Raw genomic sequence first — 24,201 nt, 5'->3', positions numbered from 1 at the left:
AACACGAGACCTCATTATTTGATTGCTGGGTCAATCAAGGAGAAATCACATGACGTTAAAACGAACCCCGGGCAGGCTATTTGCCGTCGTCGGGATTGTGCTGCTATCGGCCATGGCTCACGCGGCTGACAAAAAGCCCAACATCCTCGTCATCTGGGGAGACGACATCGGCATCGAAAACATCAGTTATAACAACCGCGGCATGATGGGCTACCAGACGCCTAACATCGACCGTATCGCCAAGGAAGGTCTGGGTTTCTCCGACTACTACGCTCAGCAAAGCTGCACCGCCGGACGTGCGGCCTTCATCGGGGGTTCCGTACCCATTCGCAACGGCATGACCAAGGTTGGCCTGCCCGGCGCGAAGGAAGGCTGGCAGAAGACTGATGTAACCATGGCGACAGTCCTCAAGAGTCAGGGTTACGCAACTGGTCAGTTTGGCAAGAACCATCAAGGCGACCTGGACGAGCATTTGCCGACGATGCATGGCTTTGATGAGTTCTTCGGCAATCTCTACCATTTGAACGCTCAAGAGGAACCAGAGAATCTGGACTATCCGAAAGATCCTGCGTTTCTGAAGAAATATGGCCCGCGCGGTGTGCTCCATACCTTCGCTGACGGCAAGGGTGGCCAGACTATCCAGGACACCGGCCCGCTCACCAAGAAGCGCATGGAAACCATTGATGAAGAAACCGTCACGGCTGCCAAGGATTTTATTACGCTTCAAGCCAAAGCCGGCAAGCCGTTCTTCGTCTGGTGGAACGGCACACGCATGCACTTTCGCACCCATGTGAAGGCCGAACATCGCGGTATTTCCGGGCAGGATGAATACAGCGATGGCATGGTCGAGCACGACATGCAGGTTGGCGAACTGCTCAAGGTCATTGATGACCTCGGCCTCGCCGACAATACGATTGTTCAGTATTCAACGGACAACGGTCCGCACTACAACAGCTGGCCTGACGCAGGTACCACTCCCTTCCGTAGTGAAAAGAACACCAACTGGGAAGGCGCTTACCGTGTTCCGATGTTTGTGCGCTGGCCTGGCCATTTCGCGGCAGGCACCACACTTAACGGCATCGTTGCACATGAAGACTGGCTGCCGACCTTTGCTGCCGTTGCCGGTGCGCCGGACGTCAAGGAACAGTTGCTCAAAGGCACGGACCTTAATGGCCGTCACTACAAGAACTACATCGATGGCTACAACCAGATCGATTACTTCACTGGCAAGACGAAAGATTCTGCGCGCAAGGAGTTCATCTATGTGAATGACATCGGTGAAATCGTCGCTGCTCGCTTTCAGGACTGGAAGGTTGTCTTCATGGAAAACCGCGAAGAAACCATGAATCTCTGGCGCGAACCTTTCGTTGAACTGCGTGCACCACTGATCTTCAACTTGCGTCGAGATCCGTTCGAGAAAGCCCAGCACAACTCCAACACCTACAACGACTGGTGGATCGATCACGTTTACGCCATCGTGCCGATCACCGAAATGGTCGGTAAGTTCCTCATGACCATGAAGGACTACCCACCTAGTCAGACGCCCGGTTCGTTCAACCTGACGAAGATGCAGAAGCAGATCGAAGACATGTCGACGGGAAAACAATAGTGCTGTGCACACAATGAAACGCTGAGCCCGCTAACTGAGCCGCACCCTTTTCACTGGGTGCGACTTCTATTTTGAGAGCCGCACTCATGAAGACTATGCGTATACAAACGGTCCAGGCCGCCATGTTGGCTTGCGTATTTGCATTTACAGCTATCAGTGCGCAGTCCGCTGATCCGCTTCCCAGCTGGAATGACGGCAAAGCCAAACAATCAATCGTGACTTTCGTCGAGAAGGCCACACAACCGGGTTCGCCAGACTTTGTGCCGGTTCCGGAACGAATTGCCACCTTCGACAACGACGGCACGCTCTGGAGTGAACAGCCCTTGCCCGTTCAACTGTACTTCGCACTTGATCGAGTCAAGGTGCTGAGCGCTCAGCATCCCGAGTGGAAAACCCAGGAGCCGTTCGCGTCGCTGCTCAAGGGGGATGTGAAAACCGCGCTGGCGGGTGGCGAGCATGCACTGCTTGAAATAGTGATGGCCACTCACTCGGGCATGACCACCGTTGAATTCGAGCAGATCGTCAAGGAGTGGATCGCAACGGCGAAAAACCCTCAGACCGGCAAGCTCTTTACCGAGATGACCTATCAGCCGATGCTCGAACTGCTCGACTACTTGCGAGTGAATGGCTTCAGGACCTTCATCGTCTCCGGTGGCGGGATAGAGTTCATGCGGCCTTGGGCCGAGCGGGTTTACGGGATACCGCCCGATCAGGTCATTGGCAGCAGCGTCAAAACAAAGTTTGAGCTGCTCGACGGCAAACCGGTACTCGTGCGCCTGTCGGAACTCAATTTCAATGATGACAAGGACGGTAAACCGATCGGAATCAATCAGCACATTGGCCGGCGCCCAATCGCCGCGTTTGGTAATTCACGCGGCGACAAAGAAATGTTGGAGTACACACAAGGTGGCAGCGGTTTGCGATTCGAACTGTTGGTGCTGCACGATGATGCGCAGCGCGAGTTCGCCTATGGTCCGGCTCGTGGGCTGCCAGACGTCAAGCTTGGTGCGTTTCCTCCGGCACTGGATGAACAAGCGCAAAAAAGCGGCTGGACCGTCGTCAGCATGAAGAACGATTGGAAAACCGTTTTCCCGGCCGCGCAACCCAAGGTTACCGCCATCGACATCCTGTTGGAGCCTGACAGCACGATGCTCAAGTACTCCGACGCGAATAACGCTCGCCTACTTAAGGTCTTCCCGAAAGGCTTCGCCCTGGATGCCGCGCACCGTCCACATATCACGCTGGTTCAGCGTTTCGTCCGCACGGAGGATCTCGACAAGGTTTATGCCGCTGCTGAGAAGGTTCTCGTCAGCGCCAATGTGAACGCCATGAAGCTGGAGGCGTTCAAATACTACTACGCTCCCGCTGGAGCGGTCGGGGTCGCAGGTATTTGCGCGAAGCCAACGCCGGAAATCATCGAGCTGCAAGCGGACATCATTGTCGCTGTGGAGCCGTTCACCGCAGAAACCGGCCCAATTGAAGCGTTCACTGCTGCGCACGACGATACCGGCAGTGACGCTGCGCTCATCCAGTACGTATCGACATTCGTCCCGAAAATGTCTGGCGAGAATTTTAATCCGCACGTAAGCACGGGCGTTGCACCTCGCGACTATCTCGACAAGATGAATGCCGAACCATTCCAGTCATTTTTTTTCTCGCCCGCCGGCGCGGCCATCTACCAGTTGGGTCCTTTCGGCACCGCTGCGAAAAAACTCAAAGCATGGGAACTGAAACCTTAAAACGCCCGAGTGCGCCTTCCGAGAGCCCGCCTATGGCACATAGTTTGTAAAAACAATGTCTTTTAGCTTGCCGGGGTGAGCGCCAAGATGAGCTTGAGTGTGTGTCTATCGCTAACGCCGTAAGAACCGGCCTATTTTTCCTCTAGTCTTTGCCGAGGAAATGTTGAGGGCCTCATGTCGGCCGCTTCCTTCTGCTGCATCTTTATCTAAGGTTACTCGGCTGCAAAGCAGGATCGCCAGGGTTGATAGCCTTCAGCTCCTCGATTCTAGCTTTCATCTGCTGCATCTCGCCCTCATCACGTAATTGCGCCACCAGAGCCATGCGCACTTCGCGGTTTTCCGGGTGGCGTTTGAGGGTGGATTCGAGCAATTGCCTTGAGCCTTTCTGGTCGCCGCGATCCTGCAGGCTGATGGCGAGTACGTAGGCGTACCGAGCATTTTCCGGCTCCAGCCGATTAGCTTCACGCAGGGCTTTGAGTGCAGCCACAGGCTGGTTACGCCGGACGAGTGCCAAACCCTGAGTGAATTGCAACATCGCCGATCTTGGCTTCTTTTTCAGCTTTTCGGACAACAGCGCCGACGCTTCGGGCATGCGCTGATTGGCATCCAGCCATTGCACCAAGGTGATGAACGCCGGAAGGAAGTCAGGATCGCGATCAATGGCCGTCCGCAAATAATGCTCGACCTGCACGGTGTGGCCGTTGGCCTGATAGAGCATGGCTAGGTTGAGGTTAGCCTCGGCGCGCTCCTGCAAGCTCAACTGCACGGTCTCGTATTCAGCGATGGCTTTATCAAAGCTGCTCTGGAAGTGACCGAGTTGCTGCATATTGCCCAGCAGTGCGCGGGCAGTAGCGATGCGCACCGCGAGGATCGGATCTTGTAGCAGCGCGCCGAGCAGGTCGAGACGCTGGCCTGGCGGCAATTGTGCTGCGACCACGTTGACCGCCGCCTCACGCACTTGCGGCTCCGGATCGAGTAGTGCTTTGCTGCTGGATTCCAGCGCGCGCTGACTTGGATAGTTCGGCAGTTCGGCGAGTAATGTCGCGCGACGAATCGACGCGAGTTGGGTGGATTCCAGTTGCTCGAACAATGTCGCTGCGGCACCAGGCTGCGCGCTGCGGACCTGCCACAGGCTGCGAGCGTAGTCTTGGGTCGCGTTTTGCGGTTGGGCGTACCAGGTCTTGTATTGCTCGACTACCTGTTTAGCCGGCAGCTTGATATGGCAACCCAGACATGCGTCCGGGATGCCGATGCTGTTGGCCAGTGCCGGGCCAGGCAGGGTGAAACTGTGATCGTGGCGCAGATCGTTTCCCATGAACAACTTGCCGGGCATGTGGCAGTCGATGCACTGCGAGCCTGGCTGTCCCGGTTGGTGGTGATGGTGTTCGGGCGAGTCGTAGTTTTTTGCTTGCAGGCCTGCGCCGTCGACGCCAGGTACCGTAGTCTTGCCGCCGGGGTTGTGGCATTGCAGACAGACACTGTTGCCTTGAGCTTTCAACTCGTTGCTGTGCGGGTTATGGCAATTGCTGCAGCGCACGCCCTTGGCGAACATCTTGCTCTGCACGAAGGAGCCGTGCTCGAACACTTCGCCTTTGATCTTGCCGTCCAACTCGTAAAGCTCGCGGGTCAGGGCACTGGGTAGGTAAGCATCCATCAGTGGTTTGCCATGCTTCTGATCATCACTCAGTGGCGCGCGACGCGCATGGCACCGAGCGCAGATATCGACCTGAGTCGCGTTGTCGGCCTTGCTCAGGTTGATCTCGAACCCAGCATTGATCGGTGCTGTGGATGTGTCATTTTTGTTCCTCCACAGCAGATGGTTCGACGCCGGTCCGTGGCATGCCTGACAGCCGACACCGAGGCTGTTCCACTGGCTGTTGAAGCTGTTTTTGTCGGCATCGAAATTGCGCTTGAAGCCAGTGGTGTGACATTCAACGCACATGAAATTGGCGTTCTGCCCGGGCTTGCTCCAGTGCAGCGAATCTTCGAAGTCCACCCCTTGGCCAGGGTAGATATGAAACCAGCGGTTTCTTTCCGTATTCCAGGCCACGCCCAATGCCTGAAGGCGTCCGCCATCGGTTTCCAGCAGGTATTGCTGCAACGGTGCAACCCCGAAGGCATATGCCACCTTGAAATCCTTGGTCTTGCCATCGCCATCGACGGTATTGACCCAGAAGTCATCGTCTTTGCGGAAGAAACGCGTGGTGTCTTTTTCGCCTTTGAAGGTCGTATTGTTAAAGTTGCCGAGCACGCTTTGTCCGGTCGCTGTCTGCATGGCCAGTTGGTGATGTGAACCTTGCCAGTCCTTGCCCTGCACGTGGTGGCAGCCTATGCACTGTTGTTCATCGACAAAAAAAGCTGGCGCAGCTTGGGTCGTTGGCTTTTCGACAGGTTTTTCAGCGACGACAGGTAGCTTGATCACCGGTTCTTGGGATGTTTGAGCGATGTACAAAAGCACGCCAGCGACTAGCAGCAATAGGCCGATGAAACTGAAGTAAAGGTGATTGAACAGTCCGTTAGATCTTACGGAAGATTTGCCCGATATCGGCTTCTTAGTGGCGTTCTTTGGCATAGTGCGAATTGTCCCATGTCCCAAGCACGTCTAGCCGCGGCTGTTTGCTTCGGCCAGGTATCGAATTCAATTGCCGCATTAGCCTTTGATGCCTGACTTAACACTCTAGTCTGCTGGCGAGTCTTGGGAATAAAGATCTTCAGCTAATCGTTCTGCATGTCCACAAAAAGCGCATTTGGGTTGCAGCGTCTTGTTTTTCTGCACTTGCAGCCGAATCCATTTGTGGACGAGGTTTGCGTTGGGGCCAGGGTTGAGTGCGCTGCTGGCAATCCAAGCGCCGGGCTGGGCCCGCTTTTGAATGGCGTAACGCGCAGTGTCTTAAGCAGCGGTGATAATGCTGTTAAACGCGCTAGAGCCATTCGATAAGCCCCCGCACCTGCGGGGCCAGATGCGTGCGACTCGGGAGTTCGCGCCACGGTACTGAGTGCGAAGGTAATCGCCACATCCCGCCGTGACGAAAATCAGCAAGCCGTGAAACGTCTGGGGGCGGTGGGCGGCATTAAATACAGAACCACGCCGGATGGGGTGGATGAAGCGCTGAAACTCACTGAAGGCGGGTGCGTCGTCCTGCTGCTCGATGTTGCGGGCGGCAGTGGTTTCAATCAATCGGTCGCGGCGACCAAGGCATCCCGATCAGGTGTATCCGTTCGAGCAAGCCCGCCAAGCGCACGAGCATCTCGCGAAAGGGGCGTTCGGCAAGGTGGTGATCAAGATCGATTGAGGCCGTTGGGGCTATACCTCAGCTATCGGTAGAAACGACTGGCTCGGCGACAGTTTCCTCAGCCATCTTCAGGCGGTCAGCCTTGCTGATGTACTTTTCCTTTTTCGGGGCCAGTTTCGCGCTGGCCTTCTTGGCTTTTTCCCTGAACAACTGCTTCAGTTTTTTCTGACGGTTCATGTTGACGACTCGGTTTGTCTGTTGGATATCGGCGATCGAAGGGCTTCTCGAGCGCATTGGCCAGAGAGTCGCATAAGGAAGCGTCGCTGTCTCTGGCCCAAAAGGGCAGGCATCCTGACGCATGGCCGGGGTGCAGGCAACATCAATTGCTCACATCGCAATAAAGACCCGAACAGCTTTGATCGTCGGGGCGCGCGCTTCTTCCATCAACCAATACCCTCACCCGGAACCGAGTGAGCATAGACGCGATTTGCCATCTGCATTTGCGGAGCGATCAATACGGCCGGTTACGCGCGCAGTCGGGCGGGAGATCACCAATCTGGATCAGACCGACCATTACGGTAGGGTGGCCTCTGGAGCCCCAGGACACCGGCGCGCCATACGCCGTCAGGTCGTAGATCTCGCTCTCACCGAGCAATTGCCCGTCACGATTATCGTATAAGCGGAAAAACGCCGGGCTCTCCCAACGGATGAACCAGGACAGATCTTGCGGGTCGTCAGGATGGAACTGAGGATGAAAGGAGTTTGGCAACACCCAATAAGGCCTGAACGCCTGGACCCGGACGCAGCCATCGGGGCTGATGTCAGCGTCGCCGTAAGGGGTGGCCAACGCTTTTTCCCACCACTGAGACGCCGCCCACAGTCCAATGTAAAACACCACTAAACCGAGGACGATCATCAAGAGTCGGCGTTGCCTGCTCATACCAGACGCATGCCCATTTCGACTGCGCGTTTCTCAAAACCGAGCTCCGCATAGAGGCGCGCCGCACGTTCATTGAACGGCCAGACTGTCAGGCGCAAATCCTGTGCGTCATGTTCAATCGCCCAATCCCTGACGAGTTGCATCAGCGCCCGACCAATACCTTTGCCGGAAAACCGCTCGGCGACACACACCGAGCCGATGCGCACAACCTTTTGCGGCTGCATCAGCGGAGGCGAACTGGCCGACAAGCTGGCCGTAATGAATGCGGCGGCCTGATCGCCGACGTGCGCGATAAAAGCTACCTGATCCGGCTTCTCGAAAATGCCCGACCAGTGCGGCAGGTCGCGGGAGAAGTCTTCGGTGGCGGCAGCATAAATATCGGGACGGGCAGCGTGGTGTACGGCGTTGAGCAACTGGCCTAACTCGCACATGGTCAGTGCGTCTTCAGCGGTTGCGAGGCGGTAGGTGATGGTGTCGTCCATGGTGAGTCACGTTCCTTGAGTTTTGAAGGGCGCGCAGGAGTACGCGAGACGGAGTAATGATGAGCTTTCAGGCTGAACTGATTCGCCGTTCACCCAGGCGCTCTACCAGCCTTACCAGATAACCATCCGGATCCTGAACGATGAATTCGCGTTGACCCACTTCTACCGTATCAGCCCGATACCAGGTGTCCCGGCATTCCCGATAAAGTGCAAAGCCTGCTTCGCCAAGTTTGCGGATGACGGGCCCCACAGCCTCGACATCAATCTGCAGGTTGATGCCTCTGCCAAATGGCTTGCTCAGCGCAGCGGTCAGCCATTGACGAGCGTTCGGATCAATCTGCTCCAGCATGACTTGAGCGCCGTTCAGATCCAGATAAGCGAAGCCATCTTCCGCACGCTGATAAGCAATGCTGAAACCAAGGCATGACACCCAGAAAGCCAAGCTGTTATCCAGGTGGGTAACCATGAGCTCGGGAACCAGTTTGTTGCGTTCAAACATGAGATGACTTCCTTTTCGAGCTGTAGCCCATGAATTGAATCTTCAGTCGAATGCCACAGCGGGCGCTGATTCTGGATACTCGCTCGCCATGTTTGCCAGACATTTTTTCAGCAGTGCCGCCTCTCTGGGCAGGCGGCTGGAAAAAGTATCCCACCCGCAAATGTTCAAATGCATGGGCATTTCGACGAGCCCTGTGATGGCGTCCCAAAAAGCATCCCAGTTGCAGCCGTACCAGTCGGGGAATCCGAGGGCTTCTTTCAACATGCCATGGAGTGCCTGGCTACTTTGCACTTCACTTAGATCAATACTCACAAGCTCAAGTCGCGACATCATTCAGCCTCACCAGTAACGATATCGCTGTCGATCCTGTGGCCAGGTGCTGATTTGTTCAGGCCCGCCACAAACACCGAAATCTGCCGCGTCCCGCTCAGGTGAACAACCGGAATCTGCGGTGCTATCGCCATTCGCCTGGCCTCGCTGGCTGGGCGATTGACTCGGCCAAAGTGCCAGACATATTTAAGAAGGACCAGAAAGGCTTTATCCATTCGTTCGGTGCATCCTGCCGGAAGATCCGGGCGTGGCCGGTTCATTGCGCTGCGCGTGATGACCCGTCGCAAGCAGGTCAGGCGCGGTGTTTCGAGCCAGATAATCAGGTCTGCACGGGGCAGGCGCAGATCGAAGGAGCGTCGGGAATAATTGCCCTCGCATACCCAGGCATCACCGGCGATGGCTTGTCGTACCCGCTCACGGAAAGCCTCGTCATCCGGTTCGATCCAGCCGGGTTCCCAGAACAGCGGATCAAGGTGAACAACGGGTACGTCCAGACGCTGGCCGATTTCCCGGGCCAAGGTGGACTTTCCACTGCCGGAGTTGCCCAGAATGACGATGCGTTGCATTTGCAAATCCCTTGCGGCAAAAGTTGGCACTTCTAAGCCACCAAGACCTGGGGCAGGCCATCGACCGCAAAAAAAAGCCCGGCAAAATGCCGGGCCCGGAACAGCTTCAGAGCATTACGCAGCCATACTGCCGGCCGCCATGTCTTTCTTGTGGCTCGCCTTCATGGCTTTAATTTGCGCGCCGGGTTCATCGAGTTTGGCTTGGCCCAGGCTCGCATTAGCTGTGCCAACTCGTGACGCTACCCTTGACCGCGCTGGATCAATGGTCTGCGAGGAATGGGGAAAAAAGCCTTGGTGCACCCTGCATGAACAACGTCGGTCAAGCATTGCAGATCACCGCTAGTGTTTACTGTGCAGTCGAGTCGACGTCGATCTCATCGGCTTCACCGAGCGATCTGTAGTGCTTGCGCAATTTTCGCAGTTCACGTGTGCCCATTTTGTCCAGCCCCAACGTGGCGTTTTGCGCGTCCTTGGTGGCGCGAATCAGTTCGTCGATCTTCAGGTGCAAGATATCGTTGTCGCGGTTTTGCGTGTTCTGAATCAGGAACACCATCAGAAACGTGATGATCGTGGTCGAGGTATTGATGATGAGTTGCCAGGTGTCGTTGTAATGAAAGAACGGGCCGGTGAGCGCCCAGATGATGATCAGAACAATGGCGGCGATAAAGGTTTTTGAGCTGCCGGCCCAATTGGACAGGGCCTGGCAGAAAGACGCGAATTTCATATTTGTGCAAGCTCTTGAGATAGGTAAGGCGTAGGCCTTGGCCATTTTGCGGGGAAGGTCTGCCGTATCGTGGCAGCCAGTGCCGACGCGCCAGGCGTTCGAGAAACGCCTGGCGCAATTTGACGGGATCGGTCCCAAGACCGTCGAGATTTTCAGGCGTGAAGCAGGGCCGGTACTTTTTGATTAACGGCCAGGACGCGCGGCCGTGCTCGGGCTGATGTGTTTAGGACCCGCGATTGCCCAGGCGATCAGCCCGAACAACGGCACAAACACGATCAACACGATCCAGACTCCCTTGTTGTTCGATTTCCCCTCACTCTTGCGCACCCGATTGATGGCCCACAGTTCAATCAATAGAAGAACTGCCGCCAGTACGATCCACACGGTTTCGATATGCATTGGCTACCTCCTGATGGTCTTTCTTAGGTGGCTTGAGGTTCGGCGGGTTCATTTATTTTTCTGCAGCGCCTTGAGTTGCTGCGCCAGGTGAAGTGCGACACGGCCGCTGCCCACCGTCGGCAGCAGGTGAGTGAAGGGGATGTCGATCAGGCGATGCTCACGCACGGCGCGCAAGCGCGATAACACCGGATCATTCTCTAGCAGCTGACGTTTGCGCCAGGCTGGCGACCATTCGGCATCGGCCAGCAAGATGACGTCGGGATCGCTGATCAGCAGGGTTTCGCGATCTATCGTCACGCGATACTGGTTGATGTCGGCGAATAGATTGCGCGCCCCGGCAGCCGCCAGCAGGGTGGTCACGAAACCGCGTCCGCCCTCTGAATCCAGACCGTTGACCTCGCTGTCCAGATAGAACACCGACAGCGGATTTTCGCTGCCGATCAGTGCGAGGGCGCGGGACAGATCGGCGTCCATGGCGGCGCTCAGTTGCTGCGCTTTTGACTGTTTGTGCAGCAGCGCACCGAGGGTCAGCAGGTCATTGCGCACATGCCCGAAATAATCCAGCGAATGCCCCGCACAAGCCGACTCCAGTAAATAGGAAGCGACGGCGTTGCGCGCCAGACCCGAGCGTGAAGTGACGCCGTCGCCGAACGCCGTGGCGAAGCCGCCGACCACCAGATCCGGTTTCTGCGCGTACAGTACTTCACTGGACGGGTAGCGCGGCGCGATCACCGGAACGCCTGCGTACTCGGCCTTTCGATCCCCAGCATGGGTGTCGTCCAGATAGGCGACGCCAACCAGACTCGGCCCTGCATCCAGGGCGATCAGCAGATCAGCCGCGTGTTGATTGAGTGCGACGATGCGCGATGGCGGCAATTGTGCAGCGCTCCAGGTTTCGCCGCAGTTTCGATAATCGTCAGCGAGGGCCGGTGCTGTGCAGAGCAGGGCCGTCAGGCATAACCCAAGTGTTCTCATGAGCGCTCCTTGATCAGCAAATCCTCGACCACCTCACCACCGACCAGGTGCACCTCGACCAGCCGTTGCACGTCGGCGTCGCTGTGCGCGCCATACCAGCAGGTCTCGGGATACACCGTCAGAATCGGCCCCAGATTGCACGGGAACTGACAATGCGTGCGTGTCAGTAACACGCCGCCCGGGGTTTCGATGCGGTCGTGCGCCAGCAGGTGCCGGCGCAGGGTTTTCCATAACTGCAAGGCGCCGCGCTGGGTGCAGCGCGGGCCGGTGCAGAGGAACACGTGGCGCGCATGTTCGGGAACGTGCGACCAGTCCGGGTGCGTGTCGACGCCGTCGACCGTTTTGAATTCAGGCATCAGAAGCGGTACGTGTAGCGTACTTCTGAGGTGAACGGCCGTCCGAGGTTGTCGACGTTGCTGGCACGGCTGGTGACGTAATCGCGGTCGAACAGGTTCTCTACCAGCAGGCTGACGCGGTGTTGACGGGCATTGTCGAGGTAGCGATAAGCGTCGGCATCGATCACTGAATAGTGACCGTACTCGACCTGTTTCGAGCTGGTCACATCGCGGATATAGCGGATCGCACCGCCGGCACCCCACAGACGGTTTTCCGACTCGAAGCCTATGCGTGAACGGGCGAAGAAGCTCGGGATGTCATTGATGGTCACGCCGCTGCGCGATTCGGTGAGGTTGCGGGTCATGTCCGCTTGCAGGCTCCATTGCGCGTTGAGCGCCAGTGTCGCGTCGGCCTCGAAACCGCGCATGCGCACCTGGCCCTCGCCGTTGACCCAGCGACTATCGTCGAGGGTGATCAGGTCGTCGATTCTGCGTTTGAACACGGTGATGCTGGCGCTGAACGCGCGATCAAGCAGCAGCCCCTTGTAGTCGAGGCCCAGTTCGGCGTTGCGGCTTTTTTCCGGTTTGAGGTTGCGGTTGCCGATCTCGTCGCCCGGTTCGTTGACGAACAATTGTTCGGCGTTCGGCAGTTTATAGGCGCTGCCGTACTGACCGCGCACGGCCCAGTTGTCGTTGAGATCGTAGAGCGAAGTGAGCATGCCGACCGTGGCGCTGTCGCCGCCACCCATGGCTTCGTGGCGAACGCCGATGCTCGGGTGCCAGTCGGGCAGGGCGTCGATTCGCGGACGCAACTGGGTGTAGATCGCGTGGGCTTCAGCCTTGTCGTTGTCGATGATCAGGACATCGTCCTGGCCCTTGAACCACTGGTTGTCGGTGCCAAACACCAGCACGTGACCGTCGGACGATTCAGCCTTGCCTTCGGCCTGTATGCCCCAATCGGTGAAGCCCCAGTAGTCGTTGCGGTTGATGACTCTGGTGGCGCCGCCCTCGACGTTATTGATGCGTGTGTAGCGCGTGTCCCAATCGTTGACATGGCCTTTGACGAAGTAGCTCAGACGCTCATTGAGGTTTTGCTCGAAGGTCGCTGTGGCGATCTGTTGCACGCGGTCGTTGGTGGTTTTGTGGTTGCCGACCGGACGGGCGAAATCGAGGTTGGCGTCGGCGTATTGGTAGAACAGTTCCAGCCGCGAGTCGTCGCCGAACGACTGAATCGCCTTGCCACCGAACGTGGTGACTTCATAGGCGCGTTTTTTCTCGGTGACGTTTTTCATGTCGCGGTTGCGAAACGGCTGGTAACCGTCGGAGACGTTGTGGCTGACATACGCCAGCAAGCCCAGATCGCCGAAACCGTTGCTGAAGATATTCTCGACCCGGGCATCGCCGGTGGTGCCGCCGAAGGTATCGAGGCCCATGTTCACCTCGCCCGAGGCCTTTCGACGCTGTGGCGAGCGAGTGACGATGTTGATCACCCCCGACACCGCTTGCGTGCCGAACAACAGACTCTGCCCACCCTTGAGCACTTCGATGCGTTCGATGGCGTTCGCCGGCAAGGTGTCCAGATACAAGCCACCGTACAAGCGGTTGTTCAAGCGCACGCCGTCGAGCAGGATCAGCGTATCGTCGTTGCGCCCGCCCAACAGGGAATAAGTGCCGTAGTCGAACGGGCCGTTTTTCGGTGCGACATAGAGGCCGGGAATGAACATCTGCATGACGCGGCTGACATCCGCCGCGGGGCCGGCGCGCTCGATCTGTTCGCGGCTGACGATGTCCACTTTGCTGCCGTAATGCGCCATGTCGGCGACGGTCGTGGACTCCACCGACGGTGCGCAAATGATTTGCTGATTGAGTTCCAGAGGCGCTTCGTCGGCCAGCAGCAGCGGACTGAACAGGCAACCGAATAGCAGGGATGGAGCAGAGGAGTTGAAAGGTCGAATCATTGTCTTCTCGAAAAGGATCTTCGCAGAAGAGCATGCAGGAGAAGGCATCGCGCACACGCCGACACCGGCCCATGCCCGCCCACCGCAGGATTTTGCCAAACAGAAATTTCGGGCCGGTCTCCGGGCTCGCGCGTATCGATGCTTTCACCTTCCCATGGCCGTCTGGCCACAGTGGTGTGTCGAAAGCATCACGCGCATACCGTTGCGGGGGCAGCACCGGACTTGTTCAAAAAGAACGTACCGGTTTCCCGTTTCACCCCATGCACGGCGGCATGGGACACCTGAAACTGGACGGCATCTGAACACTCGAAAGACCGTTCGTCAACGCCGCAGCCATTATCGGACGCTCAGTTCAGCCCGGCTGCAGGGCGGCAAACTGGTTGCTCAACCACGCATACAGTTGCGATACCGCGGGGGAAATTTGTTTGCGATGCGGGCACACCAGACTCAACGGCGAGGCTTCTCCGGGAAAGTCCGGCAGCAGCACAAGCAAGCGTCCTGCGCTCACGTCAGCGCTGACATCCAGCCAGGATTTGTTGGCGATACCTTCACCGTCCAGTGCCCAGCGCCTAACCACATCGGCGTCGTCGCTGAACAGCGGGCCAGAGACTTGAATTGTCTGACCGGCCAGGCTCCATTTATCGAAGACCCGACCATTCTGCAGGTAGAGCAGGCATGGATGATTCAACAAGTCCTCCGGCGTTTTTGGCTGCCCGTGGCGTTGCACGTAGTCCTTCGATGCGACCAGCACCCGTTTATTCCAAGGCGCGAGTGGCAGAGCCACGTAGTTGGCGTCTTCGTTGGTACCGTATCGAATGGCGACGTCGACGGGGTCGCGAAACAGGTCGGCCATCTGGTCCGACAGCACAAAGCGCAGGGTCAGTTCCGGATGCTGACGACGGAACATCGTTAGCCATGGCAGCAGAATATTGCGCCCCAGATCAGACGGCGCAGTGACTTGCAGCACGCCGCGCAGCGTGGCGTTTTCACCCCTCAGGTTGTCCTCGCCTTGTTTCAGGGTTTCGAGCACGGCGTGGGCGGTGGGCAGGTATTGCTCACCTTCGGCAGTCAAACGCAGGCTGCGGGTGGTTCGCGCGAACAGGCGCACATCCAGTTCGCGCTCCAGGCGTTTGATGGCGGCGGCGACTTGCCCCGGCAACAAATCGGCCTCCAGCGCCGCGGCGGTAAAGCTGCCCAGCGCTGCGCTGCGGGTGAACAGGGCGAGGTCATCGATGCGGATCATTTTCTCTTCTGCAGTGAAAGTGTTGGCGCATTCTGCAGGTTTTTCTTTCTCCGTGGGAAGCCGAAGATGGTGGCAAGTGAATGCTTCAACCCTTCAGACAGCGAGCCCCCATGAAAGCCATCACCTTTGTACACCACGCCCTGCCCATTGAAGATCCGCAATCCTTGCAAGACATCGAGATGGCTGCGCCAGTGCCCGGTCCGCGTGATCTGCTGGTCGAGGTACGGGCTGTTTCAGTCAACCCGGTCGACACCAAGGTGCGCGCCGGTACTTTCACAAAAGAACCGAAAATTCTCGGTTGGGATGCGGCCGGCATTGTCCGCGAAGTCGGTTCGCAAGTGACTCTGTTTCAACCGGGCGACGAAGTGTTTTACGCCGGCTCGATTATTCGCAGCGGCAGCTACAGCGAATTGCATTTGGTCGATGAGCGGATTGTCGGGCACAAGCCACGTTCGTTGAGTGCTGCCGAGGCGGCGGCATTGCCGCTAACGTCGATCACAGCGTGGGAATTATTGTTCGACCGTCTCGGTGTCGCCGAGGCCAGCGGGGAGGGCAAATGCCTGTTGATTACCGGCGCGGCGGGTGGCGTCGGTTCGATGCTGGTGCAACTGGCTCGGCAGTTGACCCGACTCACGGTGATTGGCACCGCCTCGCGCCCGGAGACCGCTGATTGGGTGAAGCAGTTGGGCGCCCATCACGTCATCGATCACAGCCAGCCACTGCTCGCTCAGTTGCAGGCACTCGGTATTGCCGAGGTCGATTACGTCGCCAGCCTGACCCACACCGAACAGCACTTTTTACAGCTGATCGAAGTGCTGCGACCGCAGGGTCGTCTAGCGGTGATTGATGATCCCGAGAGCCTTGATGTCATGCCGCTCAAGCGCAAGTCGTTGTCGCTGCATTGGGAGTTGATGTTCACCCGTTCGTTGTACGAAACGGAGGACATGATCGAGCAGCATCACCTGCTTGACCGGGTCTCGGACCTGATTGATCTGGGGGTTTTGCAGACCACCGTCGGCGAGCACTTCGGTGCGATCAACGCGGCAAACATGCGCCGCGCTCATGCAGTGGTCGAGAGTGGCAAGGCTCGGGGCAAGATCGTTCTCGAAGGCTTCTGATAACCGTCACTTGAACCGTCATACGGGCGCCATAAAGGGCCCGTCAGGAGCACTTTATGCGTATGAAAACCCTTCCCGCCGTTATCGCCTTGTTATCGGCTGCCGCGTTTGGTGCGCCGTTCGCCCACGCCATCAACGCTGTCGCCTTGCCGGCGGATGCACCCGCCGATCGATCCTTCGGCAAGCTTGAACAAGTGCATGCGTTCTACGATGCGATGCCCACCGGTGTGACCGTCAGCGAGACCGGACGGATCTTCGTCAACTTTCCGCGCTGGGGCGACAATGTGCCGTTCACCGTGGGCGAGATCCGCGACGGCAAAGTGGTGGCCTATCCGAACGCCGCGATCAACAAGGAAAACCCCAACGACCCAAGCGACGGGTTAATCAGTGTGCAAAGCGTGGTGGCTGATGGTCAGGGGCGTGTCTGGCTGCTCGACACCGCAGCGCCGGGCTTCGCCGACCCCAAGCCGCGAGGAGCGAAACTGGTTGCGATAGACCTTGCCAGCAACAAAGTCGTCAAGCGGCTGGTGTTCCCGGACAACGTGATGTTGCCCAGCACGTATGTCAACGACATGCGTTTCGACTTTCGCAACGGCGCCGAGGGCACCGTGTACCTCACCGACTCCTCGCTGCGAGGCCCGGGCGCGATCATTGTCATGGACATTGCCAGTGGGCGTGCCATGCGTCGTTTGAGCGGCGTGCCGGCAACGTCGGTTGATCCGGCTTTCGTCCCGGTCGTTGAAGGTTTGCCAGTGATGGTCGAAGGCGCCGACGGCAAACCCAAACCGCTGGGTGTGGCGTCGGACGGTATTGCCCTGTCAGCCGATGGCCAGACGCTGTATTTCACGCCTCTGTCCAGTCGACACCTGTATGCCGTGTCCACTGCGCTGCTGCGCGATGCCAGCGTCAGCGAGCAACAACTGGCTGCCGCCGTGCAGGATCTGGGCGAAAAAGGTGCCTCCGATGGCATGGAGGCTGACGCCGACGGCGCCGTCTATGCCGGGGACTACGAACACAACTCGATCCGCAAGCGGCTGCCGGATGGCCAATGGCAGACGCTGGTGCACGACCCACGGTTGCTCTGGCCTGACACGTTGTCGATCGGCCCCGACGGTTATCTGTATTTCATCGCCAACCAGTTGCACCGCCAGGCGGCGTTTCGCGGCGGGCAGGATCAACGACAGAAACCCTACAGCCTGCTGCGTCTGAAAATCGACGCGGCGCCTGCGCCTACGCGCTAAAACCTGTTTATTTTTCGGAGAACTGATGATGAATGCGTCCACTGAAGTGTTGGTTTCGATTGCCGTACTCAAGGCCAAAAAGGGTCAGGAACAGGCCTTGAAAGAAGGGCTTCTGGCACTGGTCGAACCGACCCGGGCAGAGCCGGGCAATCTCGATTATGTGTTGTTTGAACTGCGCGATGAGCGCGGTACGTTCTACATGCGCGAGGCGTTCAAGGATCAAGCGGCACTGGATGCGCATTTCGCCATGCCGTATTTCCAGCGTTTCGCCGCTACGGCGGATGACCTGCTTGAGGAGCCCTTGCAACTGATCTTTCTTGAACAGGTATCGAGCTGACGGCATCGCGCAATTGTTGAGTGGCTTGCGGGTGCCCGGGTCTATATTCTTCACGGCTGTTTATGTGCGTTGGATATTGGCTGAGAACAGCCTTTCAATTAGGGAAGAATTGAATGCCGTTCAGGGTGATGGTGGTCGGTGGCTACGGTAATTTCGGTAGCATCGTTTGCGGGCATTTGGCGGTCATGCCGGGTGTAGAACTGCTGCTCTCGGGACGCGACCCGCATAAGTTGCAGCGCAAGGTCGATGAGCTGAACAGCCAATCGGCTGCTGTCGTCCAAGGTTGGTGCGGTGATGCCATGGGCCCTGCGTTCAGCGCCGCTTTGCGCTCGCTGAATATCCGGTTGGTCATCCACACCGGCGGGCCGTTTCAGGGGCAATCTTATGCGGTCGCCGAGAATTGCATCGCTGCTCAAGTGAATTACTGCGACCTGGCGGACTGCCGAACCTTCGTCAACGGCGTGGGTATTCTCGATGCACGGGCGAAAGCGGCAGGCGTGGCGATCCTCAGTGGTTGCAGTTCGGTGCCGACGCTTTCGTCAGCGATCATTGATCAGCAGCGTCACCGATTCTCGCGTATTGACGCGATCGAACATGGCGTTAGCGCTTCGACGAAAATGCCGGGATTGTCGACAATCGAAGGTGTGCTGGCTTACGCCGGCAAGCCGATCAAACAACTGAAAAACGGCAAGGTGCATGAAGTGTCGGGTTGGCAGGATCTGACCTTGCGCAAAATACCGCGACTGGGCACTCGCTTGCTGGCCAATGTCGACGTACCGGACATGGATATCTTCGCCGGCCGCTATGGTGCACACACGCTCAGCTTCAAGGCAGGTGCGGGGTTGAAACTCGCCGGTGTTGCCAATGCTTTGTTAGCGCAGGCAGTCAAGATCGGGCTGGTTCGCGACCATCTCCCCTGGGCCGCCAGACTGCATCGGCTGGGCTGTCGATTCGAGCGATTCGGCGATGGCAAAAGTGCGATGTACATCGACGTTCAGGGCGCAGGCGTTGAAGGGCAACCGCTGACCATGACCGCACAACTGACCGCTTTTAACGACAAAGGCCCGCAAATCCCCAGCTGCGCAGCCGTCGCACTGGCCGCGAAAATGGCCGGAGGTCATGTGCCGCAACCGGGTGCCCGGCCCTGCGTCGGCGAAATCAGCGTTGACGAATACCTGGCTGCGATCAACGATCCGGCCAACCTGAGCCTGTCCGTGCAGTTTTCTGACGGCAGTCCTGGTCAGCTTACTGATCCAGCCACCGATGGCGCAGGCATTTTCAGAAAGCGCTGCTCGTGATCAGGGTTCGGCAGCAGGCAGCTGTCGTACTTGCCGAACAGCCGATAGCGATTCAACGCGATGCGGTCATAAGCCCAGTTCCGCAGCCCACGCGGGAAAACGCGCAGCAAGCGCAAGGGCTGCCAGCGGCCGGGCAACTGACCGACGACTTCGAAAAAGGCATCTGATCGCTCCCAGTAATTTCGGTCGCGAATCACCGCCATGGTGTCGAACTGGTCCATCGGCAACCCCGCCCACGCCAGCAGCGCCTGCCCTTCGGGTGACTGCACTGCCGCCAGTCGCACGCGCCGCTGATGATCATGCCTTATCAAAAAACGCGCCCAGCGATTGCATAGCTTGCACACACCGTCGAACAGCACCACGGTTTCGCCGGGTTTGAGCAATGGCGCGGGGGTAGGGCGGGTCTGCGCGGTTGGCATGAGCGTGAGTCCATCGGAATCGGTTGCTGCGGATCATATCGCAATGCTCCCGGCCGACTGAAAAGTACTGGATTCTCGCATTGACATATCGAAAAATGTCGATATTCTCGCGGCATGGACTTACTCGAAATATTCAAAGCACTTTCAAACCAGACCCGACTTGAAATCCTCAAGGGTTTGAAAGACCCCGAAAAGAACTTCCCGCCGCAGGATGAAGGTGACGTTCATACGGTGGGCGTTTGTGTGAGCAGTATCCAGGAAGGTGTCGGGCTGTCGCAGTCGACGGTGTCTTCTTATCTCGCAACGCTGCAACGCGTGGGTCTGGTTGAAGTCAGGCGTATCGGCCAGTGGACCTACTACAAGCGCAATGAAGCAACCATCAGCGTTCTTGCCGAGATCATCGGGAAGGACCTGTAGTTTTGAGCTGTCTTTTTACCTGAAGATATCGAGAAATCTCGATATCCCTTTTTATCGAAATGAGGATATACGATGAAAGCTCTGATACTTAAATCATTTGGCGGCCCGCAAGCATTCGAACTTTGCGACGTGCCCAAGCCCGTGCCTCAAGCGGGACAGGTTCTGGTCCGGGTTCACGCGACTTCGATCAACCCGTTGGATTTCCAGGTTCGACGCGGCGATTATCCCGACCTGGTGCAACTGCCGGCCATAACCGGACATGACGTATCGGGCGTCGTCGAAGCGGTGGGGCCGGGCGTGACGAGCTTCGTTCCCGGAGACGAGGTCTGGTACACCCCGCAGATATTTGACGGCCAAGGCAGTTACGCCGAGTACCACGTGGCCGCCGAAAGCATTGTCGGCAAGAAGCCTGCCGCGCTGAGCCATCTGGAGGCAGCAAGCCTGACGTTGGTGGGCGGGACGGCGTGGGAAGCATTGGTCGTGCGTGCGGCGCTCAGAGTGGGCGAAACCATTCTGATACACGGTGGTGCCGGGGGCGTCGGGCATGTGGCGATTCAACTGGCAAAAGCCATTGGCGCCAAGGTGTTCACGACGGTGCGTGAAGCGAACAGTGAGTTCGCACGCAGTATGGGGGCCGATGTGGTCATCGATTACGAAAAGGAGGATTACGTCGAAGCCATCCTGCGAGAAACCGCTGGGCGTGGAGTCGATGTGGTGTTCGACACCATTGGCGGCAACACGTTGTCACGCAGCCCCGATGCGCTTGCTCAACTGGGTCGCGTAGTTTCGATTGTCGACATTTCAATGCCACAAAATCTTGTCCAGGCCTGGGGCAAGAACGCCAGTTATCACTTCGTTTTCACCCGACAAAACCGCGGCAAACTCGATGAGCTGAGCGCATTGATTGAGCGTGGTCAGCTGCGCCCGCACGTGGGGGCCGTCTATTCACTTGCCGACATTCCACTCGCGCATGCCCGGTTGGAGAGTCCCAACAATGGAATCCAGGGAAAAATCGCGATTGCCATCGAAGACAGCCCTATTGGCTGAGTGCACTTTCAACCGTTGAAACTCAATTTGGAGACACGCCATGATTTATGAAATCGCTTTGCTTCCCGTCCATAAAGAACAAGTAGAGCAGTTCCGCCATGCGTTCGCCGAGGTCGCGCCTTTACTCACTCGGGCAAAGGGTTACCTCGGTCACACACTCGCGCAGGGGATCGAAAGTCCTGAGGTCTTCAACTTGATCGTGCAATGGCAAACACTCGAGGATCACACGCCGGGTTTTGAAGCGAGTGATGACCATCAGAGGTTCATGCTGGGCTTGCAGGATTACTTTTCGCAAGAGCCGACGGTCTACCACATTGAGGGGCCGGAGTTTGCTAAAGGCTGACGCGTAAAGCCGAACAGCCCCCGTACCTTTAAAGTGAGGTATCGGGGGCTGATGTCGGAGAGCTTCGAACTTACTTGGCTATCCGTTGCGCTTGGGCAACTTCCAGTTCGGCCGAATAAAGTGGCAGGTGTAGCCGTTTGGAATCCGCTCCAGGTAATCCTGGTGCTCAGGCTCTGCTTCCCAGAAGGGACCGGCCGGTTCGATTTCGGTGACCACGCGGCCCGGCCACAACTTTGAAGCGTCAACGTCAGCTGCAGTGTCTTCTGCAACATCGCGTTGCTCTTCACTGAGGTAATAGATCGCCGAGCGATAGCTGGGGCCCAGGTCATTGCCCTGGCGATTGGGTGTGCTCGGATCGTGTATCTGGAAGAAGAACTCGAGGATCTGCCGGTAACTGATCACGGCTGGATCAAAGACGATTTCGATCGCTTCGGCATGATTGCCATGGTTGCGATAAGTCGCATTGGGGACATCGCCGCCGGTATAGCCGACCCGCGTCTGCAAGACACCGGGGTAGCGCCGCAGCAAGTCCTGCATCCCCCAGAAGCACCCGCCGGCGAGGATGGCAGTTTCGGTTTGGCTGGTCATGGTCTGTCCTTCCCCTCGGGAAATGATGTGTGTAGTCATTGTTATGAGGGCGTGTTGCCCAATTCCAAGGCTGAAGCGTTCATTTGCCCGCTGACCCGAGCGCAAATCCATTCACGGCTGTAGGTCAATACGCTGTCAGCAATAGCCGTTGGAAAATGAATGAAACCGTGGGGCGAGGAGGGCAGCAGGTGCATTTCGACAGGCGCCGATTGCATCCAGCGCTCGGCGATGTCGAGGGTGTCGTCGCGTAACGGATCCAGTTCGCCGGCAAACATCAGCGCAGGCGGGAAATCACTGAAGTCGCCATATAGAGGTGACAACGGAGGCTGTCGGCGTTCCTCGTCACTCAAGTCTGGCGTGAGCATGCGCAACGCTTCAACTATGCCGGGGCCGTCCAGCACCAGGGTTTGCGGCGGCGCGGTGCGGACGCTCGGTGTGCCGGTCATATCGTATACGCCGTAATACAACAGCGCGCCGTTTACCCGTTGCAGCAAATCGGGCGATTGCTTGAGCCCCAACAAAGTAGCTGCTGCCAGATGGCCGCCGGCCGACTCGCCCACGACAATCACCGGCAGGTCGGCAAACTCATCGTCAGTCAGTAACCATCGAGCCGCGGCCAGGCAGTCTTGCATCACCCCTTCAATGGGGGTCGATACCGCAAGCCGGTAATCCACCGAGACGACAGTCACATCGCACGTATTAACGATGGCGACATTGAAGTTGTCATTCATCTGCGCATTGCCGATCACCCAGCCACCACCGTGATAATCCAGCACAACGCCTTTTGCTCGACCTTTGGGCCGAATGATCCGCACGGCCACCGGTACTCCGCCGCTATCAATCACCCTGCTTTCAGCCGTGAGGCCATGCTTGAGCAATTTTCTCGCGCCGCCGACCTGACTGGCGCGCAGCAGCGTTTGAATCATCCTCGGCAGCACGCGATTGCGAATTTTAAAGCGCGGCAACCAGGAGAGTTTTCTGTTGAAGGCGTGCACTTGCGCCAACTCACGCTCGCCCTCCGGCCACGGCGCTTTTCGGGTGAATGTGTTCATCAGCGGTTCTTGATCAGAATGGAGAAATTCAACGCCGCGGCAACGCATAGCCACGCCAGGTAAGGAAACAGGATTAAACCAGTGATGAGATCAAGCTGCACGGCCAGTACCACCATTGTCGCAACCACTAGCCAGAGCAACGTCAGGATCACCATGGCGGCGAGAACTTGATGTGCGCCGAAGAACACCGGAGTCCACAGTGTATTCAGGGCTATCTGCGCGGCCCACAAAGCCAGCACCGTCTGACTCCCGGGAATAAGGCTCAAGCGGTAACCCGCCCATGCCAGCAACACATAGATGACTGTCCAGGCCACCGGGAACGCCCAGTTGGGTGGCGTGAAGCCGGGTTTGGCCAGTGACTCATACCACTCGCCCGGTTTGAACATGACGCCAGTGGTCGCGGCGGCCGCGCAGGCCAGAAGGAATATAAAGAAGGTCATCGCCAGTCCTTAGCTGTGGTCAGCTGTTTGGGAGTGTAAGAAAAGGACGCCCGGTGGCGCGAAAAGTTTGCATTGAGTGAAGACATTTATCCGTTCATGCGCGAGGCGAAATGCAGTTGAACTAAAAATTGACTTTTGAGTCAGGATAATCAGTTGCTTCTTCCTACAACCCTGGATGAAACCATGCACACTTATCTTCTGAAATACCTGTTCAACGGTGAGCCTCGCACTCACACCTTCGAGCTCAAGGAGCCTCAATTGGGCGATCACGAGGCGGCCATGCATCTGCTGGAACTGCATCTGGGCGATGCCGAAAACGGCCTGATCATGCCCACCGCAGACTCAACGCCTCAGGAAATTCTGCAGCAGGCCGAGCGGGTGGGGATCACACACATTCAGGTGATCGCTAATCACTGACGCAAATCCCGATAGAAACTGCGGAACGCTGCGATCTTTTGATCCTGATCCTCATGCTGGGGAGAAGATCAAAAGACCGCAGCCCCGTTCCACTCGAATGGAACATGATCGCCAGCCCGCTCTACGAAACGCCGATGGACTCGGTGGTGTGGTTGAGGATGATGGTGCCGGCAGTGCGGATGGGATTGGGAACACCTTGGGTCGTTCCATGATCGGGGGCGCTTGGAGGTGGGGACTTCGTCTGGCGGGGGAGGTTAGCAGTCGCAGATAACAGGATTATGACGGTTGGTGCAGACTGAGCTGCAACCGGTTGATTTCTGTCTGGAAAAGAATTTTCCGGGAGGGGTTGACCATAAGTTTTAGTCCTGTATTATTCACCTCCCGCCAGACAGCAGATTGCTTCTAGCGGGTGTAAGTGATTGATTTTAAATGAAAATAATCACTTGACAGCA

The 24,201-nt window shown here is 57.5% G+C and carries 27 protein-coding genes, 2 pseudogenes and 1 riboswitch; of the genes and pseudogenes, 12 read left to right on the top strand and 17 right to left on the bottom strand.

Annotated elements, in window-relative coordinates; genetic code table 11:
- Positions 1-49 precede the first annotated feature (49 nt).
- Together AB4P92_RS03165 and AB4P92_RS03160 are read left to right on the top strand one after the other, a co-directional pair.
- Positions 50-1,609, top strand: coding sequence for an arylsulfatase (locus tag AB4P92_RS03165; protein ID WP_261736897.1), 1,560 nt, complete (start codon positions 50-52; stop codon positions 1,607-1,609).
- An 86-nt stretch (positions 1,610-1,695) separates the two neighbouring features.
- Positions 1,696-3,348, top strand: coding sequence for an HAD family phosphatase (locus AB4P92_RS03160; protein ID WP_261736898.1), 1,653 nt, complete (start codon positions 1,696-1,698; stop codon positions 3,346-3,348).
- Positions 3,349-3,550: 202 nt separating this feature from the next.
- On the opposite strand, the gene AB4P92_RS03155 is transcribed toward AB4P92_RS03160, so the two are convergent.
- A complete protein-coding gene (locus AB4P92_RS03155; protein WP_395598848.1) occupies positions 3,551-5,920 on the bottom strand; it encodes a cytochrome c3 family protein in 2,370 nt (789 codons plus the stop codon).
- A gap of 411 nt (positions 5,921-6,331) precedes the next feature.
- Here AB4P92_RS03155 and AB4P92_RS03150 point away from each other — a divergent pair.
- A pseudogene (locus AB4P92_RS03150) lies at positions 6,332-6,641 on the top strand (zinc-binding dehydrogenase); the annotation flags it as partial.
- A gap of 18 nt (positions 6,642-6,659) precedes the next feature.
- On the opposite strand, the gene AB4P92_RS03145 reads toward AB4P92_RS03150, so the two are convergent.
- The 7 genes from AB4P92_RS03145 to AB4P92_RS03115 form a co-directional block, all read right to left on the bottom strand.
- On the bottom strand, positions 6,660-6,818 hold the full coding sequence (locus AB4P92_RS03145; protein ID WP_115146881.1) for a DUF2986 domain-containing protein: 159 nt from the start codon (positions 6,816-6,818) through the stop codon (positions 6,660-6,662).
- Between the two features lie 274 nt (positions 6,819-7,092).
- The gene (locus AB4P92_RS03140) at positions 7,093-7,521 is read right to left on the bottom strand and encodes a hypothetical protein (protein WP_395598847.1); all 429 of its coding nucleotides are present in this window, start codon (positions 7,519-7,521) and stop codon (positions 7,093-7,095) included.
- Positions 7,518-8,003 (bottom strand): GNAT family N-acetyltransferase, encoded by a 486-nt coding sequence (locus AB4P92_RS03135; protein WP_395598846.1) that lies wholly within the window; start codon positions 8,001-8,003, stop codon positions 7,518-7,520. The genes AB4P92_RS03140 and AB4P92_RS03135 overlap by 4 nt, the downstream gene beginning before the upstream one ends.
- A gap of 67 nt (positions 8,004-8,070) precedes the next feature.
- Positions 8,071-8,502: a VOC family protein gene (locus AB4P92_RS03130; protein ID WP_042558856.1), complete on the bottom strand. Its 432-nt coding sequence runs from the start codon at positions 8,500-8,502 to the stop codon at positions 8,071-8,073.
- A gap of 42 nt (positions 8,503-8,544) precedes the next feature.
- A complete protein-coding gene (locus tag AB4P92_RS03125; RefSeq protein WP_042562038.1) occupies positions 8,545-8,832 on the bottom strand; it encodes a barstar family protein in 288 nt (95 codons plus the stop codon).
- Entirely contained in the window at positions 8,832-9,398 is a 567-nt protein-coding gene (locus tag AB4P92_RS03120; RefSeq protein WP_395598845.1) for an AAA family ATPase, read from the bottom strand. Before AB4P92_RS03120 ends, AB4P92_RS03125 begins: the two co-directional genes overlap by 1 nt.
- 346 nt (positions 9,399-9,744) lie before the next feature.
- Positions 9,745-10,122 (bottom strand): low affinity iron permease family protein, encoded by a 378-nt coding sequence (locus AB4P92_RS03115; RefSeq protein ID WP_395598844.1) that lies wholly within the window; start codon positions 10,120-10,122, stop codon positions 9,745-9,747.
- A 45-nt stretch (positions 10,123-10,167) separates the two neighbouring features.
- On the opposite strand from AB4P92_RS03115, the pseudogene AB4P92_RS03110 reads away from it, so the two are divergent.
- A pseudogene (locus tag AB4P92_RS03110) lies at positions 10,168-10,309 on the top strand (DNA methylase); the annotation flags it as partial.
- Here the strand turns inward: AB4P92_RS03110 and AB4P92_RS03105 are convergent.
- The 5 genes from AB4P92_RS03105 to AB4P92_RS03085 all read right to left on the bottom strand — a co-directional run bounded on the left by AB4P92_RS03105 (position 10,306) and on the right by AB4P92_RS03085 (position 15,032).
- Complete coding sequence (locus AB4P92_RS03105; RefSeq protein WP_042558859.1) at positions 10,306-10,521, bottom strand: PLDc N-terminal domain-containing protein; 216 nt, start codon at positions 10,519-10,521, stop codon at positions 10,306-10,308. The pseudogene AB4P92_RS03110 and the gene AB4P92_RS03105 overlap by 4 nt on opposite strands.
- 48 nt (positions 10,522-10,569) lie before the next feature.
- Positions 10,570-11,496, bottom strand: a complete 927-nt coding sequence (locus AB4P92_RS03100) for an ABC transporter substrate-binding protein (protein WP_395598843.1) — start codon at positions 11,494-11,496, stop codon at positions 10,570-10,572.
- The gene (locus AB4P92_RS03095) at positions 11,493-11,852 is read right to left on the bottom strand and encodes a (2Fe-2S) ferredoxin domain-containing protein (RefSeq protein ID WP_395598842.1); all 360 of its coding nucleotides are present in this window, start codon (positions 11,850-11,852) and stop codon (positions 11,493-11,495) included. The genes AB4P92_RS03100 and AB4P92_RS03095 overlap by 4 nt, the downstream gene beginning before the upstream one ends.
- Positions 11,852-13,789: a TonB-dependent receptor plug domain-containing protein gene (locus AB4P92_RS03090; protein ID WP_395598841.1), complete on the bottom strand. Its 1,938-nt coding sequence runs from the start codon at positions 13,787-13,789 to the stop codon at positions 11,852-11,854. The genes AB4P92_RS03095 and AB4P92_RS03090 overlap by 1 nt, the downstream gene beginning before the upstream one ends.
- Before the next feature lie 93 nt (positions 13,790-13,882).
- Positions 13,883-14,089, bottom strand: a riboswitch (cobalamin riboswitch).
- A 52-nt stretch (positions 14,090-14,141) separates the two neighbouring features.
- Entirely contained in the window at positions 14,142-15,032 is an 891-nt protein-coding gene (locus tag AB4P92_RS03085; RefSeq protein WP_115146888.1) for a LysR family transcriptional regulator, read from the bottom strand.
- 110 nt (positions 15,033-15,142) lie between these two features.
- Here AB4P92_RS03085 and AB4P92_RS03080 point away from each other — a divergent pair, with 110 nt between their 5' ends.
- The 4 genes from AB4P92_RS03080 to AB4P92_RS03065 all read left to right on the top strand — a co-directional run bounded on the left by AB4P92_RS03080 (position 15,143) and on the right by AB4P92_RS03065 (position 19,026).
- Positions 15,143-16,150, top strand: a complete 1,008-nt coding sequence (locus AB4P92_RS03080) for a zinc-binding alcohol dehydrogenase family protein (RefSeq protein ID WP_042558864.1) — start codon at positions 15,143-15,145, stop codon at positions 16,148-16,150.
- A gap of 56 nt (positions 16,151-16,206) precedes the next feature.
- A complete protein-coding gene (locus tag AB4P92_RS03075) occupies positions 16,207-17,391 on the top strand; it encodes an L-dopachrome tautomerase-related protein (RefSeq protein WP_042558865.1) in 1,185 nt (394 codons plus the stop codon).
- Positions 17,392-17,419: 28 nt separating this feature from the next.
- Positions 17,420-17,728, top strand: coding sequence for a putative quinol monooxygenase (locus AB4P92_RS03070; protein ID WP_042562039.1), 309 nt, complete (start codon positions 17,420-17,422; stop codon positions 17,726-17,728).
- 113 nt (positions 17,729-17,841) lie between these two features.
- Complete coding sequence (locus AB4P92_RS03065) at positions 17,842-19,026, top strand: saccharopine dehydrogenase family protein (protein WP_395598840.1); 1,185 nt, start codon at positions 17,842-17,844, stop codon at positions 19,024-19,026.
- On the opposite strand, the gene AB4P92_RS03060 is transcribed toward AB4P92_RS03065, so the two are convergent.
- Positions 18,969-19,445 (bottom strand): thiol-disulfide oxidoreductase DCC family protein, encoded by a 477-nt coding sequence (locus AB4P92_RS03060; protein WP_395598839.1) that lies wholly within the window; start codon positions 19,443-19,445, stop codon positions 18,969-18,971. The genes AB4P92_RS03065 and AB4P92_RS03060 overlap by 58 nt on opposite strands.
- A 114-nt stretch (positions 19,446-19,559) precedes the next feature.
- On the opposite strand from AB4P92_RS03060, the gene AB4P92_RS03055 reads away from it, so the two are divergent.
- The 3 genes from AB4P92_RS03055 (at position 19,560) to AB4P92_RS03045 (ending at position 21,252) form a co-directional block, all read left to right on the top strand.
- Complete coding sequence (locus AB4P92_RS03055; protein WP_047300830.1) at positions 19,560-19,862, top strand: helix-turn-helix transcriptional regulator; 303 nt, start codon at positions 19,560-19,562, stop codon at positions 19,860-19,862.
- 72 nt (positions 19,863-19,934) lie between these two features.
- Positions 19,935-20,909 carry a zinc-dependent alcohol dehydrogenase family protein gene (locus AB4P92_RS03050; RefSeq protein ID WP_395598838.1) on the top strand — a complete coding sequence of 325 codons (975 nt, stop codon included), beginning with the start codon at positions 19,935-19,937 and terminating at the stop codon, positions 20,907-20,909.
- 40 nt (positions 20,910-20,949) lie between these two features.
- On the top strand, positions 20,950-21,252 hold the full coding sequence (locus tag AB4P92_RS03045) for an antibiotic biosynthesis monooxygenase family protein (protein ID WP_395598837.1): 303 nt from the start codon (positions 20,950-20,952) through the stop codon (positions 21,250-21,252).
- Positions 21,253-21,330: 78 nt separating this feature from the next.
- Here AB4P92_RS03045 and msrA read toward each other — a convergent pair whose 3' ends face one another.
- From msrA to AB4P92_RS03030, 3 genes are read right to left on the bottom strand one after another with little or no spacing between them, the layout of a single operon-like run.
- Positions 21,331-21,840 carry a peptide-methionine (S)-S-oxide reductase MsrA gene (gene msrA / locus AB4P92_RS03040; RefSeq protein ID WP_047300836.1) on the bottom strand — a complete coding sequence of 170 codons (510 nt, stop codon included), beginning with the start codon at positions 21,838-21,840 and terminating at the stop codon, positions 21,331-21,333.
- Between the two features lie 41 nt (positions 21,841-21,881).
- Positions 21,882-22,892, bottom strand: a complete 1,011-nt coding sequence (locus AB4P92_RS03035) for an alpha/beta hydrolase (RefSeq protein ID WP_261736911.1) — start codon at positions 22,890-22,892, stop codon at positions 21,882-21,884.
- On the bottom strand, positions 22,892-23,332 hold the full coding sequence (locus tag AB4P92_RS03030; protein ID WP_042558873.1) for a TspO/MBR family protein: 441 nt from the start codon (positions 23,330-23,332) through the stop codon (positions 22,892-22,894). Before AB4P92_RS03030 ends, AB4P92_RS03035 begins: the two co-directional genes overlap by 1 nt.
- A gap of 183 nt (positions 23,333-23,515) precedes the next feature.
- Here AB4P92_RS03030 and AB4P92_RS03025 point away from each other — a divergent pair, with 183 nt between their 5' ends.
- Positions 23,516-23,749, top strand: a complete 234-nt coding sequence (locus tag AB4P92_RS03025; RefSeq protein WP_115146894.1) for a hypothetical protein — start codon at positions 23,516-23,518, stop codon at positions 23,747-23,749.
- Positions 23,750-24,201 lie beyond the last annotated feature (452 nt).

This window comes from Pseudomonas sp. A0308, from assembly GCF_044218815.1.
GTDB classification, from domain to species: domain Bacteria; phylum Pseudomonadota; class Gammaproteobacteria; order Pseudomonadales; family Pseudomonadaceae; genus Aquipseudomonas; species Aquipseudomonas iridis.
This window is presented reverse-complemented; position numbering and strand designations above follow the sequence as displayed.

Coding starts and splice junctions, on each gene's coding strand:
- AB4P92_RS03140 (WP_395598847.1), bottom strand. CDS start 7,521: ATGAGCAGGCAACGCCGACTCTTGATGATCGTCCTCGGTTTAGTGGTG.
- AB4P92_RS03105 (WP_042558859.1), bottom strand. CDS start 10,521: ATGCATATCGAAACCGTGTGGATCGTACTGGCGGCAGTTCTTCTATTG.
- AB4P92_RS03060 (WP_395598839.1), bottom strand. CDS start 19,445: ATGCCAACCGCGCAGACCCGCCCTACCCCCGCGCCATTGCTCAAACCC.
- AB4P92_RS03075 (WP_042558865.1), top strand. CDS start 16,207: ATGCGTATGAAAACCCTTCCCGCCGTTATCGCCTTGTTATCGGCTGCC.
- AB4P92_RS03030 (WP_042558873.1), bottom strand. CDS start 23,332: ATGACCTTCTTTATATTCCTTCTGGCCTGCGCGGCCGCCGCGACCACT.
- AB4P92_RS03045 (WP_395598837.1), top strand. CDS start 20,950: ATGATTTATGAAATCGCTTTGCTTCCCGTCCATAAAGAACAAGTAGAG.
- AB4P92_RS03115 (WP_395598844.1), bottom strand. CDS start 10,122: ATGAAATTCGCGTCTTTCTGCCAGGCCCTGTCCAATTGGGCCGGCAGC.
- AB4P92_RS03155 (WP_395598848.1), bottom strand. CDS start 5,920: ATGCCAAAGAACGCCACTAAGAAGCCGATATCGGGCAAATCTTCCGTA.
- AB4P92_RS03130 (WP_042558856.1), bottom strand. CDS start 8,502: ATGTTTGAACGCAACAAACTGGTTCCCGAGCTCATGGTTACCCACCTG.
- AB4P92_RS03120 (WP_395598845.1), bottom strand. CDS start 9,398: ATGCAACGCATCGTCATTCTGGGCAACTCCGGCAGTGGAAAGTCCACC.
- AB4P92_RS03080 (WP_042558864.1), top strand. CDS start 15,143: ATGAAAGCCATCACCTTTGTACACCACGCCCTGCCCATTGAAGATCCG.
- AB4P92_RS03160 (WP_261736898.1), top strand. CDS start 1,696: ATGAAGACTATGCGTATACAAACGGTCCAGGCCGCCATGTTGGCTTGC.
- msrA (WP_047300836.1), bottom strand. CDS start 21,840: ATGACCAGCCAAACCGAAACTGCCATCCTCGCCGGCGGGTGCTTCTGG.
- AB4P92_RS03100 (WP_395598843.1), bottom strand. CDS start 11,496: ATGAGAACACTTGGGTTATGCCTGACGGCCCTGCTCTGCACAGCACCG.
- AB4P92_RS03145 (WP_115146881.1), bottom strand. CDS start 6,818: ATGAACCGTCAGAAAAAACTGAAGCAGTTGTTCAGGGAAAAAGCCAAG.
- AB4P92_RS03065 (WP_395598840.1), top strand. CDS start 17,842: ATGCCGTTCAGGGTGATGGTGGTCGGTGGCTACGGTAATTTCGGTAGC.
- AB4P92_RS03085 (WP_115146888.1), bottom strand. CDS start 15,032: ATGATCCGCATCGATGACCTCGCCCTGTTCACCCGCAGCGCAGCGCTG.
- AB4P92_RS03035 (WP_261736911.1), bottom strand. CDS start 22,892: ATGAACACATTCACCCGAAAAGCGCCGTGGCCGGAGGGCGAGCGTGAG.
- AB4P92_RS03050 (WP_395598838.1), top strand. CDS start 19,935: ATGAAAGCTCTGATACTTAAATCATTTGGCGGCCCGCAAGCATTCGAA.
- AB4P92_RS03070 (WP_042562039.1), top strand. CDS start 17,420: ATGAATGCGTCCACTGAAGTGTTGGTTTCGATTGCCGTACTCAAGGCC.
- AB4P92_RS03055 (WP_047300830.1), top strand. CDS start 19,560: ATGGACTTACTCGAAATATTCAAAGCACTTTCAAACCAGACCCGACTT.
- AB4P92_RS03125 (WP_042562038.1), bottom strand. CDS start 8,832: ATGTCGCGACTTGAGCTTGTGAGTATTGATCTAAGTGAAGTGCAAAGT.
- AB4P92_RS03165 (WP_261736897.1), top strand. CDS start 50: ATGACGTTAAAACGAACCCCGGGCAGGCTATTTGCCGTCGTCGGGATT.
- AB4P92_RS03025 (WP_115146894.1), top strand. CDS start 23,516: ATGCACACTTATCTTCTGAAATACCTGTTCAACGGTGAGCCTCGCACT.
- AB4P92_RS03135 (WP_395598846.1), bottom strand. CDS start 8,003: ATGGACGACACCATCACCTACCGCCTCGCAACCGCTGAAGACGCACTG.
- AB4P92_RS03090 (WP_395598841.1), bottom strand. CDS start 13,789: ATGATTCGACCTTTCAACTCCTCTGCTCCATCCCTGCTATTCGGTTGC.
- AB4P92_RS03095 (WP_395598842.1), bottom strand. CDS start 11,852: ATGCCTGAATTCAAAACGGTCGACGGCGTCGACACGCACCCGGACTGG.